Source organism: Rhizobium mulingense (assembly GCF_029194105.1).
Taxonomy (GTDB): domain Bacteria; phylum Pseudomonadota; class Alphaproteobacteria; order Rhizobiales; family Rhizobiaceae; genus Rhizobium; species Rhizobium mulingense.
In genome coordinates this window covers 186,685-206,086 of sequence record NZ_JARFVE010000005.1, presented here as the reverse complement: position 1 = coordinate 206,086, position 19,402 = coordinate 186,685, and the positions used below count along the sequence as shown (strand labels likewise).

Sequence of the window (19,402 nt, the reverse complement as noted above, 5' to 3'; positions counted from 1 at the left end):
GCGTTTGAAAAGACGCGCGCCGTAAACCTCGTTCCCCTCCAGCAGCACAGACTGGCCCGGCGCAAGCCGGGCTTTTTTTACTCGGCAATGATCTTGACGCGATCGCCGGGTGAAACGGCCGCGCCCATGGGCAGGGCGTTGATGAGTTTGAAGAGATCGAGCTTGCGGTCGGTGCCCATCATCCGGGCGGCAAGCGTCGAGATGTTCTCGCCCGGCCGCACCGTGACGACACGGATGCGCATCGGCTTCAGCGAGGCCGCTTCCGCCGGCGTCATGCGCCGGAAACTCGCCCGCAGAACATTGGCCGTCGGCTCCAGGGCCTCGCTGCCTTTCGGCACCGCGGTGAGGAAACGGAAGATCTGCGCATTGTTGCGGATCACGGTGACATCGAAATCCCAGCGATCGGCGCTGGCGCGTGCGGTGGCAGCTTCCATGCCATTGACGGTGATCTGCTGGATGGTCGACGGATCGAGACCGGTCACCCAGCCGCTGGAGATATAGTTGGTAAGGCTCTGGTTCTGGTTGTCGGCGACGCCATCGAAACGGACGGCGATGTCGCTCGGGCCGGTGGCCATCACCGCCTCGACCTTGTTATCGATGTGAAAGTCCGGCGGCACGTCGAAGCGGATGCCGAGACCGCCGTGCAGGAAGGTCTGACCGCGCACATAGCCTTCTTCCGGGCTGTCGCCGTAGAGCAGGCCGTCTATGCCGTCGAGATAATAATCGCGGCCCTTGTCGCCGACCGAACCTTCCTGGCCGAAGGCCCGCGCATGGGTGCGGGCAAGCTCGATGCGCTGGGCGGAATTCGGGTGGCTCGACAGGAAGTCGAGGCTCTGGTCGGCTTCCGGATCGACCGACATGAAGCGGCTGTAGGCCGCCATGGAATCGAGGAAGCGGGCGGCCGCATAGGGATCGTAACCGGCTTCGCCAAGCATGCGCACGCCGATGACATCGGCCTGCAGCTCCTGCTGGCGGGAGAAGGCGGCCAGCCGCAGCTTGCCGCGGGCCAACGCCTGTTTGCCGGCGATATCGCTGGAAAGGACCTCGGCGACGACGCGGCTGGCGATGACCTCCGCCTCTTCGCGCTTCTGCCGCTCGATGCCGTGGTTCGCCGTCACATGGCCCATCTCATGCGACAGCACGGCGGCGACCTCCGAGGCGTCATTGGCAAGGGCGAGCAGGCCGCGCGTAACGTAGAGATAACCGCCCGGCAGCGCGAAGGCGTTGATAGCCGGCGAGTTCAAGATGGTGATGCGGTAGGACTGGCTCGGATTTTCCGACACCGCCGTGAGCGCGCCGGCGATGCGGGCGACGAGACGCTCGGTCTTGGCATCCTTATATTCGCCGCCGTAGCTTGCCACGATGCGCGGATGTTCGCGTGCGCCCATCGCTGCACGCGGGTCGTTTTTCTGCACCTCGTCAACGATCTGCGGATTGGAAGACGGCGAGATGCTCGGCTGATAGGATTGTTCTATCAGCGATTGACACCCGTTCAGCGCCATTGCGATGGCTGACAGCAACATCAGGTGACGCGCGAAACGGCGCGGCGCGGAGATGGCATCACTGGAAAGCGCGGGTGATTTCCACGTCGTCAAGCTGTCCAGTCTGGTTCTCCGCATCATCTCGCTGCTTTGCCGGTTTGCCGCAAATCGGGACCGGCCTTGGCAAGGGGAACTCAACAGGTGTGCACCCCTGATCTCGCGCTGCACAATAGGCCGATACAAGTCATTGCTGTAGCTGATTTACGCATCGGTTGCATAGCGAGACTCTGTTTAATTGTTGCGCCGTTGCATTTTGGCAATGCCTCAGCCTTGAGGTCTCCCTTCGCTCGGATGAAATTATGGCGAAAGTTCCGTCACGCGGCGCAGATTTGTCGGCGCCACGGAAAAAGAACGGAGTGATTGAGGCAATCGCCGCAGAAACAGAAACAGCGCACGAAAACAACAACTCCTGATCGTGATTCTCAGGACGGGACGCCTGATGTGAAGCGTTCCGATTTTGCCATCGAGCTATTCCGCCGCTTCCGCCCTTGCCGGTTGCAGTTGCTTCGTCTCACCGGCGCGCGGCAGCTGCACGGGCTTCACCATCACAGCGGCGGCAAGGCCGATCAGGGCAATGGCGCAGGAGGTCACGAACAGCGGCGAGAAGGCGGCGGCATAGAGATCCGCGACGGCCTGGCGGCTGGCTTCGGGAAGCGCGGCCATCATCTTCGGCGTCAGCTGTTCGATATCGGCAACCCCGGCAATGGGAATGCCGGCCTTGCCGAGACCAGAGGCGATGATGGCGCCGTAGATGGAAATGGCGATCGAAGCGCCGCCCATGCGCGAGAGCGTCACCGAGCCGGTCGCGGCGCCGACGTCGCGGGCCGGCGCGGCATTCTGCACGCCGATAACGGGAACCTGCTGGGCAAGGCCGATCCCGATTCCGTGCAGCAGCATAATCGCCCCGATGAAGACGATTGGCGTTCCGGCCTGGATCTGCGACATCAGCGCGAAGGCGACGGCGCTACAGGTGAAACTGGCGATGGCGAAGGGTTTGTAGCGCCCCGTTCTGGAAATGATGCGGCCTGCCGATAGCGATCCGCACACGAGACCGCCCGTGAGAAGGATGAACAGAAGGCCGGCGGCGGATGGCGAAAGACCCGTCGTCGTCTGCAGGAAGAGAGCGAAGTAATTGACCATGCCGATGGCAATGGCGCCGCCCATGATCGAGATGATCAGCAGCAGGCTGAAGGTCGAATTGCGGAAGAGCTGCAGCGGCAGGATCGGCTCCAATGCGCGGCGTTCGACGAAAACCCAGGCGACGGCGCAAACGATGCCGAAGGCGACGACGCCAATGCTCTCAGGCGAGATCAATGCGCCGAACAGTTCGCTGCTATCGGTGGCGAGCACGATGCTCGTCGTCGTCAGCGCAAGCAGCAGCGCACCGGCATAGTCGATCTTGGGGCGGCGATGCGGTTTGCGGTAAGGTAGCATGAAGGCGAGGCCGGTCAGCGCGATGAAGCCGATCGGCACGTTGACGAGGAAGATCGAGCGCCAGCCGAAGAGGTCACTCATCGTACCGCCGAGCACTGGCCCGATCGCGCCCGACGCCATCAGCACCAGGCTGGAATAGCTCTGATAGCGCGCCCGCTCGCGTGGCTCGAACAGATCGGCGTTGACGGCAAAGATCGATACCATGATGCCGCCGCCGCCGAGGCCTTGTAGCACGCGGGCGGCTATTAGCGTATCCATCGAGACGGCGAGGCCGCAGACCGCAGAGCCGCCGGTGAAGATTGCGATCGCCGTCATCATCACGTATTTGCGGCCGAAGAGATCGCCGAGCTTGCCGTAAAGCGGCATGACGGCGCTGAGAGCCAGAAGATAGGCCGATCCGATCCAGCCGAAACGTTCGAGATGGCCGAATTCGCCGACGATCGTCGGCAGCGCCGTGGAAACTATCTGATTATCCAGCGTCGCCATGAACATGGCGGTCATCAGGAAGAAGAAGAGGATAAGCCGGCGACGAGGGTCCGTCACCAGCGGCGCAGGCGCGAGTTGCATGTCCATGAATGCGTCGTTCCGATTGGTCGGCTTTTTATGTGCTGTTAGCATATAGTTGTCAATAGCACATTATTGACGTCGGCATATTCAGTTTCCGCTTGCGCTCTGTTATGGTGTCGTCATGAATGAAACTCTAACCAGCATCCTGTCCAACAGCCCGGCCGAGCCGGACGACAACGTGCCCCTCATCGGCCGGAGCATGGCGCGCATGCGGCTGCTGACAGGGCGGCGGCTGATCGGCCGGTTGGCTATCCAAAGCGCCGCACCGGGCCTCGAGCTTTCGCATCTCGATGTGCTCGATGCCGTGCGCAGGGCGCAGCCTGCCGGCGAGGTCACGGTCGGCCTGATCGCGGAGATGCTGCGCATCGATCCCTCACGGGCAAGCAGGGTGGTCGCCGACATGGTCGGACGCAACGTGCTGCGCCGCGAGGCATCGCAAGCCGATGCGCGGCGGATCGTCGTCGTCATGACGGCGGCGGGTGAGGCCCTGCTTGCAGAGATCCGCGCGCAGAAATTCGCAATCATCTCTCAGATCGTCTCCGATTGGCCTGAAGAGGATGTCGAAAGTTTCGCGACGCTGTTCGATCGTTTTATCGGCGGTTACGAGGCGATCTTCCTGTCGCGTGACAAGGATACGCCGGGTTGAGGTGATCCCCGATCCTTCGGCCCTTCCCCTCGACCCCCCGTTTGCGCTAAGGGCAATGCCCATGAGCCAATCCACCTTCACCATTCTGCTCGGCGGCGAACTCAGCCTGACGGAGCGCCTGCGCCGTGCGATCGGCGGCAGCCGCTTCATCGCAGCCGATGGCGGCATGCGGCATGCGGCGGCACTCGGCGTGACGCCGGAGCTCTGGGTCGGCGATTTCGATTCGACTCCGGCCGATCTCGACGGGGCGTTTCCCAATGTGCCGAGACAGCCCTACCCGGCGGCAAAAGCAGCAACGGACGGCGAAATCGCCGTATCGGAAGCGATCGCCCGCGGTGCGCGGCGGCTGATCCTCGCAGGCGCGCTCGGCGGCGAACGCTCCGACCATGCGCTCCAGCATCTGTTGTCGGCCGTGAGCCTGGCGGAAGAGGGTTTCGATGTGCTGCTGACCTCGGGCAAGGAGGAGGCGGTGCCGTTGATTGCCGGCATGATCGAACTCGATCTCCCCGCAGGCAGCCTGTTTTCAGTGCCCGGATTCAGCCCGCTGACCGGCCTTTCGATTGAGAATGCGCGTTATCCGCTCACGGATTACGATCTGCCTTTCGGCTCGTCGCGCACCATTTCCAACGTGGCGAAAGGCAAGGTTCGTTTTTCGCTCGGCAGCGGCCGGGCGATCGTGCTTGCCCGACCTTACGATCTTTCCGGAGTCTGATTTTTGGCCCCTCCCATTCTGAAACTCGACGACATCTTTTTGAGCTTCGGCGGCGCGCCGCTTCTGGCGGGTGCTTCGCTGCAGATCGAACCCGGCGACAAGATCTGTCTCGTCGGCCGCAACGGCTCGGGAAAATCGACGCTGCTTAAGATTGCCGCGGGCCTGGTGGAGGCGCAGTCGGGGGAGGTCTTCCGCCATCCCTCTTCGACGGTGCGTTATCTCGAACAGTCGCCGGATTTTGCCGGCTTCAGCACGGTGCAGGCTTATGCGGAAGCCGGGCTCGGGCCGGGTGACGACCCTTATCGCGTCACCTATCTGCTGTCGCATCTCGGGCTGACCGGCGAAGAAAATCCGAGCAATCTTTCCGGCGGTGAATCACGGCGTGCCGCCCTAGCGCGGGTGCTGGCGCCGGAACCTGACATTCTCCTGCTCGACGAGCCGACCAACCATCTCGATCTGCCGACGATCGAATGGCTGGAAGGCGAGTTGCAGAAGAGCCGCAGCGCCCTGGTGCTGATCTCGCACGACCGGCGTTTCCTGGAAAAGGTTTCGACCGCGACCGTCTGGCTCGACCGCGGCACCTCGCGCCGGCTCGACAGGGGGTTTGCGCATTTCGAAGCGTGGCGTGACCAGGTTCTGGAGGCCGAGGAGTTGGAGCAGCACAAGCTCGGCAAAGCGATCGAGCGCGAGGAGCACTGGCTGCGCTACGGCGTCACGGCGCGGCGCAAGCGCAATATGCGCCGGCTCGGCGAGTTGCAGACGATGCGTTCGCAGTATCGCGGCCATAAGGGACCGCAGGGCACGGTGCAGGCGACTCTTTCAGACGCGCAGGAATCCGGCAAGCTGGTGATCGAGGCCGACAAGATCACCAAGAGTTTCGGCGAGCGCGCCATCGTCACGCCCTTCTCCATCCGCGTGCATCGCGGCGATTGCATTGGCTTGGTCGGCCCGAACGGCGCCGGCAAGACGACATTGTTGAAAATGCTGACCGGGCAGCTTTCTCCGGATAGCGGCACGATAAAGCTCGGCACCAATCTGGAGGTCGCGACGCTCGACCAGAAGCGCGAGGATCTCGATCCCGAGGATACGCTTGCAAACTACCTGACGGACGGGCGCGGCGAAAACCTGATCGTCAACGGCGAGCAGCGGCATGTCACTGGTTACATGAAGGAGTTCCTGTTTCAGCCGGAACAGGCGCGGACGCCGATCAGGAGCCTCTCCGGCGGCGAGCGCGCCCGACTGATGCTGGCCCGCATTCTTTCGCGCCCGGCGAATCTTCTGATCCTCGACGAGCCGACCAACGATCTCGATATCGAAACACTCGACCTCTTGCAGGAAATGGTCGCCGGCTTTCCCGGCACCGTCATTCTCGTCAGCCACGACCGCGATTTCCTCGACCGCACCGTGACCTCGACGATCGCCCCTGCAGTGCCGGATGCGCCTGATGGCCGCTGGATCGAATATGCCGGCGGCTATTCGGATATGCTTGCCCAGCGAAAGGGCGCGCTCGAGGAGCGCAAAAGGGCTGAGAAGGCGGCGGAGAGGCCGAAAACCCAGGAGACGGCAGCTGCCGCGGGAAGCGCAAGGGGCAAGCTCTCCTTCAAGCAGAAATTCGCGCTGGAAAACCTGCCGAAGGAGATGGCCAAAGCCGAAGCCGAGATCGCCAAGCGCGAACAGGTGATGGCAGATCCCAATCTCTTCACGCGTGATCCGGCAGCCTTTAACCGGCTTGCAGCCGAGATGGAGAAACTGCGCGCCGGTCTGACCGCCATGGAAGAGGAGTGGCTGGAGCTCGAAATGCTGCGGGAAGAGCTGGAGGGCTGAGTTTCACAACTCAGCCGCTCGCTTTATCCATGTAACCAGTGGTCCGGCGAGGGCGACCCAAGGCGCTGGGAGCGGGGACGGCAGCGGCGCCCGCACTGGCGCTGGCGCCCGTCTGAGCGACCTGCGGCTGCGGAACTTCGGATTTTGAAGGCAGCGCCTGCAGATGCAGGACGCGCGGCTGCAGCGCCTCGAGGTAGGCTTCGGAGCGGCCGATGTAGATCATGCCGGTTTCGGGCATGGCGGTCAGCAGCTTTGCCATCGTTGCCTGCCACTCCGGCTCCATGCCTTCCAGCACTTCGTCGAAGACGATCCAGCGCGGGCGTACGAGCAGCAGGCGGGCGAAGCCGATCGCCTTCTGTTCGTCGCTGTCGAGCAGCTTGTCCCAGCGGGCGCGGGTATCGAGCCTTGTGATCAGCGAATGCAGGCCGGCCTTGTCGAGGGCGGCCTCGACGGCGGCCTTCTCGTAAGCATTGGGGCTTTCGGGGAAAGCCAGCGCCTCGCGTAGCGTGCCGCCCGGCACATAGGCGACCTGCGGCACGAACAGGATATCGTCGACCGGCGGCAGACCCATCGTACCGCTGCCGCATGGCCAGAGGCCGGCCATGGCCTGAAACAGCAGCTTGCGGTTGACGCTGTGATCGCCGTTGATCATGACTTTCTCGCCGGCCTTGATCACGACATCGGTTTCGCGCAGCCGGAAACCGCCGCATTCGTCGATGTCTTCGCCGATCTTGGCGTTGATCACCACATCCTTCAGCGTCAGTGTGTCGGGTGCGGTGTTTTCGTAAGCGATGCTGTCCTTCAGGTCGTAGTCCGCGTCCATGTCGAGCAGCGCCTGGCGGAAATCGGTGACGCGCATCAGCGTGGCGCGCCATTCGGCGATGGGACCGAAATTGGCGACATACCACCGCAGCGCGGTATTGACCTGGTTGAAGGCACCGACCGACATCATCAGCTGGCCGAGGGTCAGGCCGCCGGAGAAATAGGCAGGTGCGGCAACGATGATCGGAATGACGATCACCAGCCAGCCGTAGCCGGCCGATACCCAGGTGAGGTTGGTATTGGCCATGGCGAGGCGCTTGACGACCCGCAGCACCGAGCTGATGTCGGTGTTGATGCGCCGGCGCTCGTTCTCCTCGCCGCGGGCGACGGTGATCGCCGGCATGTTTTCATTGGCATGCATCAGCGTGAAGCGAAGCTCGGCCTCTTTCGAGAAGCGGTCGGCATTGAGCTTCACCAGTTTGCGGCCGACGACCTGGCTCAGCACCGAGGCGGAGGCGGCGTAAAAGATTGCGGCCCAGACCATGTAGCCCGGAATGGAGAAGCTGTGGCCGCTGATATGGAAGATGAAGCCACTGGAAAGTTGCCAGAGCACGCCGATGAAGCTGACCAGAAGAATGGTCGATTGGAGCAGGCCGAGAACAAGCCCCGTCGTGCTTTCGGCGAGATTGCGGGAATCCTCGTGCAGCCGCTGATCCGGATTGACGCCGATCAGGCCGCTGGAGGCGAGCCGCAGCGCCCGCTTGCGCTTCAGCCACTGGTCGACGAGATCGCGCGACAGGCCCTCGCGCATATAGAGCGCGGTCATCTGGTTCAGCCAGGCCTGCAGCACGTTGAGGAGCAGCAGCGTGCCGGCGATCATCGCGAAGATTTCGAGCTGGTGGAAAAATTCGCCGAGGTCGCGGCGCTCCAGCGAGTCGTAGAACGGGGCATTCCACTCATTGAGGATGACCTGGCCGTAGGACGTCGCCAGGATGACGAGGATCAGCACGGTCGCCAGAAACAGCACCTTGCCACGCACTTCAGAATTCCAGAATGCGGAGAACATCACCCCGAGGCGATATGCCAGGCTGAAATCATAACCTACTCCATCCTGCCTCCGAATACCCGGCCTCCCCTTGGTCTTATCTGCCATCACGCTTTTCCAACACCGCCCCATACTGTCATTATTAACATGGTGGCGTCACCGGTCTATCAACAGATTCTATCAGTCATTAAACTGTGATGAGGCTTGCCTGAGTCGCCGCTGCATGCATTCGGCAGTTGATTCGTCGCGCAACTGGGACTAATTAAGGCATTCCGTGGTGATTTGGCCGGCCGGCTTGCAGCCACGTTAAAAAATTCGCTAAAGGGCCGCGTGCGGACCGGTAGCGATTTTTTGTCGCCGCCGGTTTTTTATTTTTGATCGAGTGACCGCAATGCCCATCAAGATCCCCGATACGCTGCCCGCTTTCGAAACCCTCGTCCAGGAGGGTGTACGGGTAATGACCGAGACAATGGCGATCCGACAGGATATCCGCCCGTTGCAGATCGGGCTGCTCAATCTCATGCCGAACAAGATCAAGACCGAATTGCAGATGGCCCGCCTGGTCGGCGCCTCGCCGCTGCAGGTGGAGCTGTCGCTCATTCGCATCGGCGGGCACAAGGCGAAGAACACCTCCGAAGATCACCTGCTTGCCTTCTACCAGACCTGGGAAGAGGTAAAGCAGCGCAAATTCGACGGCTTCATCATCACCGGCGCACCGATCGAACTCCTGCCCTATGAAGACGTCACCTATTGGAAAGAGATGCAGGAGATTCTCGACTGGACCGAAACCAACGTCCATTCGACGATGAACGTCTGCTGGGGCGCGATGGCGGCGATCTATCATTTCCACGGCGTTCCGAAATACGAGCTGAAGGAGAAGGCCTTCGGCGTCTACCGCCACCGGAACCTGAAGCCTTCCTCGATCTATCTCAACGGCTTTTCCGATAATTTCGAGGTGCCGGTGTCGCGCTGGACGGAGGTCCGGCGCGCTGATATCGAGAAATCCGAAAGCCTGGAAATTCTGATGGAATCGAGCGAGATGGGCGTCTGCCTCGTGCATGAGAAAAGGGGCCGGCGGCTCTACATGTTCAATCATGTCGAATATGATTCCACTTCGCTCTCGGACGAGTATTTCCGTGATGTCGACGCCGGCGTGCCGATCAAGATGCCGCACAATTACTTCCCGCATAACGATCCGGCGCTTGCGCCGCAGAACCGCTGGCGCAGCCACGCACATCTCCTGTTCGGCAACTGGATCAACGAAATTTACCAGACGACGCCTTATGATGTCGAAGAGATCGGCATGGATCTCTGAGCGGATGAGCGGATGCCGCGGCATTCTTTCTGATCCGACAGGTTGCGGATTGAAGCAAATGCGGGCAGGTTCCGATCCTGAACCCCAAGGATAAAACGGAACGGATGTCGATCATGTCGGAGAAGTTGGAGCGGGAAGTTTTCGGGCAGACGAAGGCGGGCGAAACCGTCTATCGTATCGTCATCAAGGGCGGCGGGTTGACGGCCAAGATCATCAGCTGGGGCGCGGTCATCCAGGATCTGCGCCTTGAGGGACATGATGCGCCGCTCTCGCTCGGCTTTGAGGATTTCGACAGCTATCCGCTCTATTCCGCCTATTTCGGCGCGACGCCAGGCCGCTGCGCCAATCGCATCGGCGGCGGTAAATTCACGCTCGACGGCAAGGACCATCAGCTCGAGCCGAACGAAAACGGCGTCACGCATCTGCATGGCGGCAGCGACAATATCGCCAAACGCAACTGGACGATCGTCGAACATGCCGTCGACCGCGTGGTGCTGAAGATCGTCGATCCGGATGGCCGCGCCGGCTATCCCGGCAATTGCACCATCCAGGCAACCTTCTGGGTGCACGGCAACGGCGAACTGTCGGTGACCTACGAATCGACCAGCGATCAGCCGACGCTCGCCAATGTCTGCCAGCACGCCTATTTCAATCTCGACGGCCGCGAGGATGCGCTCGGCCACGACATCATGATCGCCGCCGACCACTATCTGCCGACCGACGAGAGGCAGGTGCCGACCGGCGAGATTCGTTCCGTCGCCGGCACGGAATTCGATCTGCGCGAAATGACGCCGATGAAGCGTTTCGTCGGCAGCGAGCAGGTGCTTTACGACCATAATTTCTGCCTGTCAGCCGAACGCACCGCCAAGCGCAGCGTCGCGCTCGCCCGCAGCCTTTATTCCGGTGTGTCGCTTGAGGTGCGTAGCACCGAGCCGGGCGTGCAGTTCTATGCCGGTTTCAAGCTGAATACCGGGGCGCCCGGCCTCGGTGGGCGCAAATACGGACCCTTCGCAGGCTTCTGCCTGGAAACGCAGGTCTGGCCGGATGCCATCAATCACCAAGGTTTCCCGAATGCGGTGCTGCGCCCCGGCGAAGTGCTGCGTCAGGAGACGGATTATATTTTTACCAAGAGCTGAGCGTCGGCCGGACGAACACGTGTCAAATTTGAGCGCTATGAAACCCTCTCCGGACACGCACCGGGGAGGGTTTTTTCTATCGGCATCCGATTGCGTCTTGCCGATTGGTTCTAAATAGGTTCTATTGCCACCCCATGGATAGAACCAGTCTGATAGCGGAACTGAATAGCCGCGGTCTGCGTGACGCGGGCCTGACCGGGCCGCTCTACAAGCGGCTGGCGCTGGCCCTGACCGGCCTTGTGCAGGAAGGCCTGCTGAAGCCTGGCACAGCGCTTCCGGGCGAGCGCGACCTTGCCGAGGCCTTGAAGCTCGGCCGCGTCACCGTGCGCACCGCCTATCGCGATCTGATGGCGTCGGGCGTACTGGAATCGCGGCACGGAAGCGGTACTTTCGTATCGAGCAGAGTGGAGCGCATGGAACAGTCGCTCTGGCGGCTTTCCTCCTTCTCAGCCGACATGCGCTCGCGCGGGCGGCTGCCGGCCGCACGGATCTTGTCGCGGTCGGTCAACAGGCCGTCACCGGAGGAATCCTTCCTGCTCGGCCTCGGTGGCGACGAGCCGGTTCTGCGGCTCGACCGCTTGCGTCTTGCCGACGGCCTGCCGCTGGCGATCGAGCGCGCGGTGGTGCCGATCAAGTTCCTGGGCGACGATGCCGGCGGCGAAGGATCGCTTTACGATGCGCTGGCGGCCAACGGCCACAGGCCGGTGCGGGCGCTGCAGCGGCTGACCGCGGTCACGCTCGACCCGTCCTCGGCCGCCATCCTGAACGTCAAATCAGGCGCGCCGGCGCTTCTGATCGAGCGCGTCTCGCGCCTGGAAGACCAGCGCGTCGTTGAATACACCCGCTCGCACTATCGCGGCGATGCCTATGATTTCGTTGCCGAATTGAGAATCGGAGATGACCTATGAGTGAGAACCAGTCGCTGATGCTGCAGGAAGCCGGCCAGTCGCCGGAGGTGGTAGCCACACTTCTCGAAAAGGAAAAGCCGGTCTTTGCCGAGATCGCCCGGCTGTTTTCGTCCGCCCGCCCGAGCGTCGTGACGACGGCGGCGCGCGGTTCCTCGGATCACGCCGCCACCTTCTTCAAATATCTTTTCGAGATCACCTGCGGCGTTCCGGTTGCGTCCGTCGGTCCGTCGATCGCTTCCGTTTACGGCGCCGCGCTCCATCTGAAGGGCGGCGTGCATTTCACCGTCTCGCAATCGGGTGCAAGCCCCGATATCGTGGCGCTGCAGGAGGCGGCCAAGAAAGGCGGGGCGACGACGATCGCCGTCGTCAACGTCACCGACAGCCCGCTGGCGAAACAGGCTGATATCGTTCTCGGCCTGAATGCCGGCGCCGAAAGGAGCGTTGCGGCAACGAAGTCCTTCATCGCTTCCGTTGCCGCTCTTGCCGGCGTCACGGCTGCGATCGGCGGCGCGTTCGACCTGCAGACAGCGCTCGCCAAGCTGCCGGAGGCGCTTTCGGCAACCGCCGGGATCGATACGGCGGCAGCCGAAGAGGTGCTCTTCCATGCGACCTCGCTCTATACGGGCGGCCGTGGCCCGGCTTTCGCGATCGCGCTTGAAGCGGCATTGAAGGCCAAGGAAACCGCCGGCCTGCATGCAGAAGCTTTCTCGCTGGCGGAACTGATGCACGGTCCGATGCGCCTTGTGCAGCCGGGTTTCCCGATCGTCGCCTTTGCGCCCGACGACGCGGCCTTCGCCAATAACAGCCAGGCGCTGGAGCGCCTGCAGAAGCTCGGCGCCACCACTGTCGGTTTCTCCACGCAGCCGCTTTCCGGCATCAATCTGCGCGTGCCGACAACGGGCAACGGCCTCGTCGATCCGCTGGTGTCGCTGCTCGTCTATTACCGGCTGATCGAGTCGGTGACGCGCCGCAAGGGCTTCGATCCGGACAAGCCGGCAAACCTGCTCAAGGTGACGGAGACGGTCTGATGGCCCGCAAGATCTTCATCGGCGCCCGTATTTTCGACGGCGAGCGCTTTCATGACGACAAGGCGCTCATCGTCGCCGACGGCCGGGTCGAAGCGATCGTTGCGACAAACGACCTGCCGGACGGCGAGACGGTGACGCTTGCCGGCGGCGTGCTTTCGGCCGGCTTCATCGATGCGCAGGTCAACGGCGGCGGCGGACGGATGCTGAACGACGAACCATCAGTCGCCTCGATGGAGATCATCGCACAGGGGCATCGGCCCTATGGCACGACGTCACTGCTGCCGACGCTGATCACGGATACGGCAGAGGCCTCCATCGCTGCGATCGAGGCCGCGATCGAGGCTGTCAAAGGGCACCGCGGCGTCGCCGGCTTGCATCTCGAAGGCCCGCATCTGGCGCCGGCGCGCAAAGGCGCGCATCTGGCCGAATTGATGCGGCCGGTGGAGGACCGCGACGTCAAGGCCTTCATCCGGGCGCGTGAGGCGATCGGCACGCTGCTCGTCACTATTGCCGCCGAACAGGTGACGGTTGCCCAGGTGCGCGAACTTGCCGAAGCCGGCGTCACGGTCAGCATCGGCCATTCCGATTGTTCGAGCGAGGCGGCGGAGGAACGTTTCGATGCCGGGGCGCGCGGCGTCACGCATCTCTTCAACGCGATGAGCCAGATGGGACATCGGGCCCCCGGCCTCGTCGGCGCGGCGATTGATCATCCCTCGACATGGTGCGGCATCATTGCCGACGGCCATCACGTCGATCCGAAGGCTTTGCGCACGGCGCTGCGCGCCAAACGCGGCGAAGGCAAACTGTTTTTCGTCACCGACGCGATGTCGCTCGTCGGATCGGAAAAGGATTCGTTCACGCTGAACGGGCGCACCGTCCGGCGCGAAAAAGGCGGCTTTTGCTCGAAGCTGGTGCTGTCCGACGGCACGCTGGCCGGCTCCGACGTCGATATGATCTCGACGATCCGTTACGGCGTCGCTTATCTCGACTTGACGCTCGCTGAGGCCTTGCGCATGGCGACCCTCTATCCCGCGCGTTTCCTCAGGCTTGCCGATCGCGGCCATCTCTCGCCTGGCGCGCGCGCCGATCTCGTCCATCTTACCGATGAGCTGACTGTTACCGCCACCTGGCTCGCCGGCGAGGCGTCCTGACATCAAGGAGACGTGGCATGACTGATATCACCGATGCCTATTTCTCCAATCTGATCGGTCGACTGGAGACGCTGAAACAGGTACTTGCCGAGCCGATGGCGCAGGCAGCGTCGGTCATCCTCGATGCCGCCCGCGGCGACAAGCGCGTTTATGTCTTTGGCACCGGCCATTCGCACATGCTGGCGGAAGAGGTGCACTACCGCGCCGGCGGGCTTGCCTTCACCGTGCCGGTGCTTGTCGGGTCGGCCATGCTGCACGAGGGAGCGGTCATCAGCTCGGTCTATGAACGCACCCAGGGCCTCGTGCGGCCGATGCTGGAGCGTTACGGCATGCAGCCGGGCGACGTTATTATCATTGCCTCGAATTCCGGCGTGAACGCCGCGCCGATCGAGGCCGCCGATTATGCGCATGAAATCGGCGCCAAGGTCATCGCCATCACCTCGATCGCCTATTCCGCAGCGATCGCCAATGGCCGCCGGCGGCTCGCAGAAGTCGCCGAAATCGTGCTCGACAACGGGCTGCCGCCGGGTGATGCCGTTCTCGACCTCGCAGGCACAGGACTTCGGGTCGGCCCGGTCTCGACGGCGGTCGGGGTCACAGTCATCAATGCGATCTTTGCCGAAGTCGCCTCGGAGCTTTCCAGATCCGGCGATGCGCCTGTCTATCTCAGCGCCAACATGCCCGGGGCTGCCGAGATCAATCAGAGGCTGGTGAAGAAGTACAGGCCGCGCAATCCGCATCTCTGATATCGCGGATACAAAAAAGGCCGGTCTGAGCCGGCCTTTTGCGCGAGATGCAACCAGGATCAGTCCTTGGCGCGCTCGACGTAGGAATTGTCTTCGGTCGCGATGACGACGCGGGTGCCGGCATTGATGTGCGGCGGCACCATGGTGCGCACGCCGTTCGACAGCATGGCCGGCTTGTAGGAGGACGACGCCGTCTGGCCCTTGACGACCGGCTCGGTCTCGGTGATTTCGAGCGTGACGTGGCGCGGCAGTTCCAGCGCCAGCGGAATGCCTTCGTGGATCGACAGGATGCAGGACATGCCTTCCTGCAGATAGGCTTTCTGGTCGCCCATGGTTTCGACGTCGACCACGACCTGGTCGTAGGTCGCCGGGTTCATGAAGTGGAAGCCTTCGCCGTCTTCATAGAGATACTGGAAGGAGACGTCTTCGACGAAGGCGCGCTCGACCTGTTCGGTGGTGCGCCAGCGCTCGGAAACCTTTACGCCGTCGACGATGCGGCGCATGTCGACCTGGGTGACCGGCGTGCCCTTGCCCGGATGAAAGTTCTGGGCGGTGAGAACGACGTAGAGCTTGCCGTCGACATCGAGAACGTTGCCCTTGCGGACCGAAGAGGCGATGACCTTGACCATAAGACTTCCTTGTAACTCGGCTTTCGGCGTCGTAGAGGACTGTCGAAACGCCCCGAAGACGCAAATGTTTTTCTTTGGGGGCGCAACTAACCTAAAATCCGGGAAATAGCCACCCCATACCGGCTTCTCCGGCGAAGAAAGCTTGGAATGAACTCTGCGGCCAAAGCGTCCCCCTGGTGGACCCCGTCCGTGCATGCCGATCGCCGCCCGTTCCTCATCGGGCGCAATGCGATCCAGGCGGCATTGCGCGGGTTTTTTGCGCGCGAGGATTTCATCGAGGTGGATACAGCGGTGCTGCAAATCTCGCCGGGCAACGAGGCGCACCTGCATGCTTTCGCGACGGAAGCGGTGACGACGGACGGGCAAAGAGCGCCGTTTTATCTGCACACCTCGCCGGAATTCGCCTGCAAGAAGCTGCTCGCAGCCGGTGAGCAGCGCATCTCCTGCTTTGCCCATGTCTACCGCAATCGCGAGCGCGGGCCGCTGCATCACCCGGAATTCACCATGCTCGAATGGTATCGGGCGGGCGAAAGCTATGAGAGCCTGATGATGGATTGCGTGCGCATTCTGGCGCTTGCGGCCGAGACGGCGAAGACTGACAGGCTTGTCTATCGCGGCCGTGAGAGCGATCCTTTTGCGGGGCCGGAGCGGGTGAGCGTCGCCGAAGCCTTCGAACGTCACGCCGGCATCGATCTTCTCGCCTCGGTCGCCGCCGACGGTTCGACCGATCGTGAGCATCTGGCGGCCGAGCTCAGGCGCGCCGGCATGCGTGTGGCCGAAGACGACGGCTGGGCCGATCTCTTCAGCCGGGTGCTTGTCGAGAAAATCGAGCCGCATCTCGGCTTCGGCCGCATCACCATCCTCGACGAATATCCGGTCTCGGAGGCGGCCCTTGCCCGCCCTTCAGCCGGCGATCCGCGTGTTGCCGAGCGTTTCGAGCTCTATGCCTGCGGCGTCGAGCTCGCCAACGGCTTCGGCGAGCTCACCAACGCCGCCGAACAGAAGCGGCGGTTCGAAATCGAGATGGCCGAGAAGATGCGGGTCTATGGTGAGACCTACCCGATCGACGAGGACTTCCTGGCGGCGCTGTCGTCGATGCCCGAGGCAAGCGGCATTGCGCTCGGTTTCGACCGGTTGGTCATGCTGGCGACGGGCGCTTCGCGCATCGATCAGGTGCTCTGGGCACCGGTTGCGGAGTATGGGCGATGAACACAGTCAAACCGCTAAAGACCGTCGATGATCTTCTACAGGCAGGTCTGGCCTCGCCCGCCGATCGCGCATTGCTCGACGAGGTGGCCGCGCGTTATGCGATCGCCTTGACACCTATTATCACCAGGCTGATCGATCGGGCCGATCCTGATGATCCGATCGCACGGCAATTCGTGCCCGACGCGGCCGAACTGACGGTCGCGCCGGGGGAACGCGCCGATCCGATCGGCGATCATGCCCACAGCCCCGTCGAAGGCATAGTCCACCGCTATCCCGATCGCGTATTGCTCAAAGCCGTGCATATCTGCCCGGTCTATTGCCGCTTCTGCTTCCGACGCGAAATGGTCGGGCCCCAGGGTCTCGGCACGCTCGATGCGGCGGCGATGCAGAAAGCCTTCGATTACATAGCCGGCCACCAGGAGATCTGGGAGGTCATCCTCACCGGCGGCGATCCACTGGTGCTTTCCGCGCGCCGGCTCCGCGACATCATGGAGGCGCTCGCGGCAATCGCGCATGTCAAGATCATACGCTTCCATACCCGCGTTCCCGTGGTCGATCCCGAAAAGATCGACGCGGCGCTGATCGCTGCCCTGAAGGCGAGCGGCAAGACGGTCTATGTGGCGCTGCACGCCAACCATTCGAGGGAACTGACAAGCGAAGCGCGCGCGGCTTGCGCCCGCCTGGTCGATGCCGGCATCGCCATGATCAGCCAGTCGGTACTGCTGAAGGGCGTTAATGACGATCCCGACGTGCTTGCCGAACTGATGAAGGCCTTCGTCGAGATCCGCGTCAAACCCTATTACCTGCACCATCCGGATCTCGCGCCCGGCACCGGCCATTTCAGATTGACGATCGACGAGGGGCAGCGGATCGTCGCGGCGCTGCGCGGACGGATTTCCGGGCTTTGCCAGCCGGCCTATATCCTCGATATCCCGGGTGGTCACGGCAAGGCCGTCATCAGCGAAAGCGTTATCCGGACAACAGGGGACGGATGTCATTCCGTCTCGGACTATCGCGGCGGCGAGCATTCCTATCCCCCCGCCGGTTGACGCAAAATGGCGCTTTGCGTGTCATTTCTGTACTCGTCGCGTCGAACAGCGCCGCAAGCTTCGCCGTCGGAAATCTATTAAACTATTGATATGACATTCTTATATTCAGCCCGGCCGGGCCGATCGCTAAAATCCTAACTGTGAGTGCTAATCATATTTAACCCAACAAATTAGCGGAATGTTCTGTTTTCCGCACTAAAAGAACGCTCATGACAAGGCGATGAACGCCGGTTCGGGATCATGAGAATCTTGGAGTGATGGGATGAATACGACAATCCGCGACCTCGTAGCCAAATTCGGCAAGCTTCCGACGTCGATTGACCAGATCGCCGACGATGCCGACCTTTATGCAGCAGGTCTGACGTCCTTCGCTTCGGTGCAGCTGATGCTCGGCATTGAAGAAGCCTTCGACATCGAATTTCCCGACAATCTCTTGAACCGCAAATCCTTCGCGAGCATCTCGGCGATCGCTAAAACCGTCGATCTCATCCGGGACGGTCGGAAAGTCGCCTGATGAATTTCCCCGTCAAGATCATACAGGACGGTCTTGTCGCAAGGGTGGCTCGCGTCGCCGAAATCGCGGCCAAACATGCCGATGCTGTTGACGCCGAGGGCCGTTTCCCACGGGAATCCGTGGATGCCATGAAGGCCGAGAGGCTGCTCGGCATTCAGGTGCCGCACCATCTCGGCGGTGAATCGGCCTCGATCACTGAGATCGCCGAATTGTGCTCGATGCTCGGCCAGGCTTGCGCGGCGAGCGCCATGGTCTTCGCCATGCACCACATCAAGCTGTCGAGCCTTGTCGAACACGGCGCCGACAGCGAATGGCATCGCGACTTCATGCGCAGCATTGCTGCCGAGCAGCTGCTCATCGCCTCCGCCACCACCGAAGGCGGGATCGGCGGAAATCTGCGCAACAGTATTTGCGCGGTCGAAGTCGATGGCGATATCTGCCGCCTCGAAAAGGATGCCACCGTCATTTCCTACGGCTCCCATGCCGACGCCATTCTCATCACCTCGCGTGCCCACGCCCAGGCCGCCTCCTCCGATCAGGTGCTGACGGCCTTCCTCAAGGACCAGTATACGCTCGAAAAGACGCACGTCTGGAACACGCTCGGCATGCGCGGCACCTGTTCCGACGGCTTCCTCTTCAAAGGGCAAGCGCCGGCGCATCAAATCCTGCCGAAGCCTTTCGCCGAGATCGCCGCGCAGTCCATGCTCGCGTCCTCGCACCTGTTGTGGAGTGGCGTCTGGTACGGGATTGCGGTCGACGCCGTCGCCCGTGCCCAGGCCTTCGTGCGCGCCGCCGCCCGCAAGTCCCCCGATTCCCAGCCGCCCGGCGCCCTGCGCCTCGCCGAGGTCTCGAACCTGCTGCAGATGGTGAAATCCAACGTGGTGGCCGGCCTGAAGGCCTATGAACATGCAAAAGCCGATCCCGACAGGCTGTCGGCGATGGGCTTTGCCGTGGCGATGAACAACGTCAAGATCGCCTCGTCCGAGACGATCCTGGAGATCGTCAACCATGCCATGCTGATCTGCGGCATCATGGGCTACAAGAACGGCACGCCCTTCAGCCTCGGACGCCATCTGCGCGACGCGCATTCCGCACAACTCATGATCTCGAACGACCGCATCCTCGGCAATACGTCGAGCATGCTTCTTGTCCACAAGCAGGACACTAGCCTACTGGGGTAACAGTC

17 protein-coding genes and 1 riboswitch are annotated in these 19,402 nt (G+C 62.2%); of the genes, 13 read left to right on the top strand and 4 right to left on the bottom strand.

What is annotated here, in order from left to right; translation table 11 throughout:
- Positions 1-77 precede the first annotated feature (77 nt).
- Together PYR71_RS13620 and PYR71_RS13615 are read right to left on the bottom strand one after the other, a co-directional pair.
- Positions 78-1,622, bottom strand: a complete 1,545-nt coding sequence (locus PYR71_RS13620) for a M48 family metalloprotease (RefSeq protein WP_275619741.1) — start codon at positions 1,620-1,622, stop codon at positions 78-80.
- Between the two features lie 387 nt (positions 1,623-2,009).
- Positions 2,010-3,548 (bottom strand): MDR family MFS transporter, encoded by a 1,539-nt coding sequence (locus PYR71_RS13615; RefSeq protein WP_275619740.1) that lies wholly within the window; start codon positions 3,546-3,548, stop codon positions 2,010-2,012.
- 115 nt (positions 3,549-3,663) lie between these two features.
- Between PYR71_RS13615 and PYR71_RS13610 the strand changes: the two genes are divergently transcribed.
- The 3 genes from PYR71_RS13610 to PYR71_RS13600 are packed head-to-tail and all read left to right on the top strand — an operon-like array spanning position 3,664 to position 6,724.
- Positions 3,664-4,188, top strand: a complete 525-nt coding sequence (locus tag PYR71_RS13610) for a MarR family winged helix-turn-helix transcriptional regulator (RefSeq protein WP_275619739.1) — start codon at positions 3,664-3,666, stop codon at positions 4,186-4,188.
- A 55-nt stretch (positions 4,189-4,243) separates the two neighbouring features.
- Positions 4,244-4,900: a thiamine diphosphokinase gene (locus PYR71_RS13605; RefSeq protein ID WP_275619738.1), complete on the top strand. Its 657-nt coding sequence runs from the start codon at positions 4,244-4,246 to the stop codon at positions 4,898-4,900.
- 3 nt (positions 4,901-4,903) lie between these two features.
- Complete coding sequence (locus PYR71_RS13600) at positions 4,904-6,724, top strand: ABC-F family ATP-binding cassette domain-containing protein (protein ID WP_275619737.1); 1,821 nt, start codon at positions 4,904-4,906, stop codon at positions 6,722-6,724.
- Positions 6,725-6,734: 10 nt separating this feature from the next.
- On the opposite strand, the gene PYR71_RS13595 is transcribed toward PYR71_RS13600, so the two are convergent.
- The gene (locus PYR71_RS13595) at positions 6,735-8,639 is read right to left on the bottom strand and encodes an ABC transporter ATP-binding protein/permease (RefSeq protein WP_275619736.1); all 1,905 of its coding nucleotides are present in this window, start codon (positions 8,637-8,639) and stop codon (positions 6,735-6,737) included.
- Between the two features lie 156 nt (positions 8,640-8,795).
- Positions 8,796-8,873: riboswitch (SAM riboswitch) on the top strand.
- Positions 8,874-8,922: 49 nt separating this feature from the next.
- Between PYR71_RS13595 and metA the strand changes: the two genes are divergently transcribed.
- From metA to PYR71_RS13565, 6 genes are all read left to right on the top strand, one after another.
- The gene (metA, locus tag PYR71_RS13590) at positions 8,923-9,846 is read left to right on the top strand and encodes a homoserine O-acetyltransferase MetA (protein ID WP_064683908.1); all 924 of its coding nucleotides are present in this window, start codon (positions 8,923-8,925) and stop codon (positions 9,844-9,846) included.
- Between the two features lie 113 nt (positions 9,847-9,959).
- Positions 9,960-10,982, top strand: coding sequence for an aldose epimerase family protein (locus PYR71_RS13585; RefSeq protein ID WP_275619735.1), 1,023 nt, complete (start codon positions 9,960-9,962; stop codon positions 10,980-10,982).
- Positions 10,983-11,116: 134 nt separating this feature from the next.
- Complete coding sequence (locus PYR71_RS13580; protein WP_275619734.1) at positions 11,117-11,890, top strand: GntR family transcriptional regulator; 774 nt, start codon at positions 11,117-11,119, stop codon at positions 11,888-11,890.
- The gene (locus PYR71_RS13575; RefSeq protein WP_275619733.1) at positions 11,887-12,918 is read left to right on the top strand and encodes an SIS domain-containing protein; all 1,032 of its coding nucleotides are present in this window, start codon (positions 11,887-11,889) and stop codon (positions 12,916-12,918) included. The genes PYR71_RS13580 and PYR71_RS13575 overlap by 4 nt, the downstream gene beginning before the upstream one ends.
- A complete protein-coding gene (gene nagA / locus PYR71_RS13570) occupies positions 12,918-14,069 on the top strand; it encodes an N-acetylglucosamine-6-phosphate deacetylase (RefSeq protein ID WP_275619732.1) in 1,152 nt (383 codons plus the stop codon). Before PYR71_RS13575 ends, nagA begins: the two co-directional genes overlap by 1 nt.
- Before the next feature lie 17 nt (positions 14,070-14,086).
- Positions 14,087-14,815, top strand: a complete 729-nt coding sequence (locus PYR71_RS13565) for an SIS domain-containing protein (RefSeq protein WP_275619731.1) — start codon at positions 14,087-14,089, stop codon at positions 14,813-14,815.
- A gap of 59 nt (positions 14,816-14,874) precedes the next feature.
- On the opposite strand, the gene efp is transcribed toward PYR71_RS13565, so the two are convergent.
- Complete coding sequence (gene efp, locus PYR71_RS13560; protein ID WP_183917567.1) at positions 14,875-15,444, bottom strand: elongation factor P; 570 nt, start codon at positions 15,442-15,444, stop codon at positions 14,875-14,877.
- Positions 15,445-15,591: 147 nt separating this feature from the next.
- Between efp and epmA the strand changes: the two genes are divergently transcribed.
- The 4 genes from epmA to PYR71_RS13540 all read left to right on the top strand — a co-directional run bounded on the left by epmA (position 15,592) and on the right by PYR71_RS13540 (position 19,397).
- Positions 15,592-16,653 carry an EF-P lysine aminoacylase EpmA gene (gene epmA, locus PYR71_RS13555; RefSeq protein WP_275619730.1) on the top strand — a complete coding sequence of 354 codons (1,062 nt, stop codon included), beginning with the start codon at positions 15,592-15,594 and terminating at the stop codon, positions 16,651-16,653.
- Positions 16,650-17,702, top strand: a complete 1,053-nt coding sequence (locus PYR71_RS13550; RefSeq protein WP_275619729.1) for a lysine-2,3-aminomutase-like protein — start codon at positions 16,650-16,652, stop codon at positions 17,700-17,702. The genes epmA and PYR71_RS13550 overlap by 4 nt, the downstream gene beginning before the upstream one ends.
- 262 nt (positions 17,703-17,964) lie before the next feature.
- On the top strand, positions 17,965-18,216 hold the full coding sequence (locus tag PYR71_RS13545) for an acyl carrier protein (protein WP_010031713.1): 252 nt from the start codon (positions 17,965-17,967) through the stop codon (positions 18,214-18,216).
- On the top strand, positions 18,216-19,397 hold the full coding sequence (locus PYR71_RS13540) for an acyl-CoA dehydrogenase family protein (protein WP_275619728.1): 1,182 nt from the start codon (positions 18,216-18,218) through the stop codon (positions 19,395-19,397). Before PYR71_RS13545 ends, PYR71_RS13540 begins: the two co-directional genes overlap by 1 nt.
- Positions 19,398-19,402 lie beyond the last annotated feature (5 nt).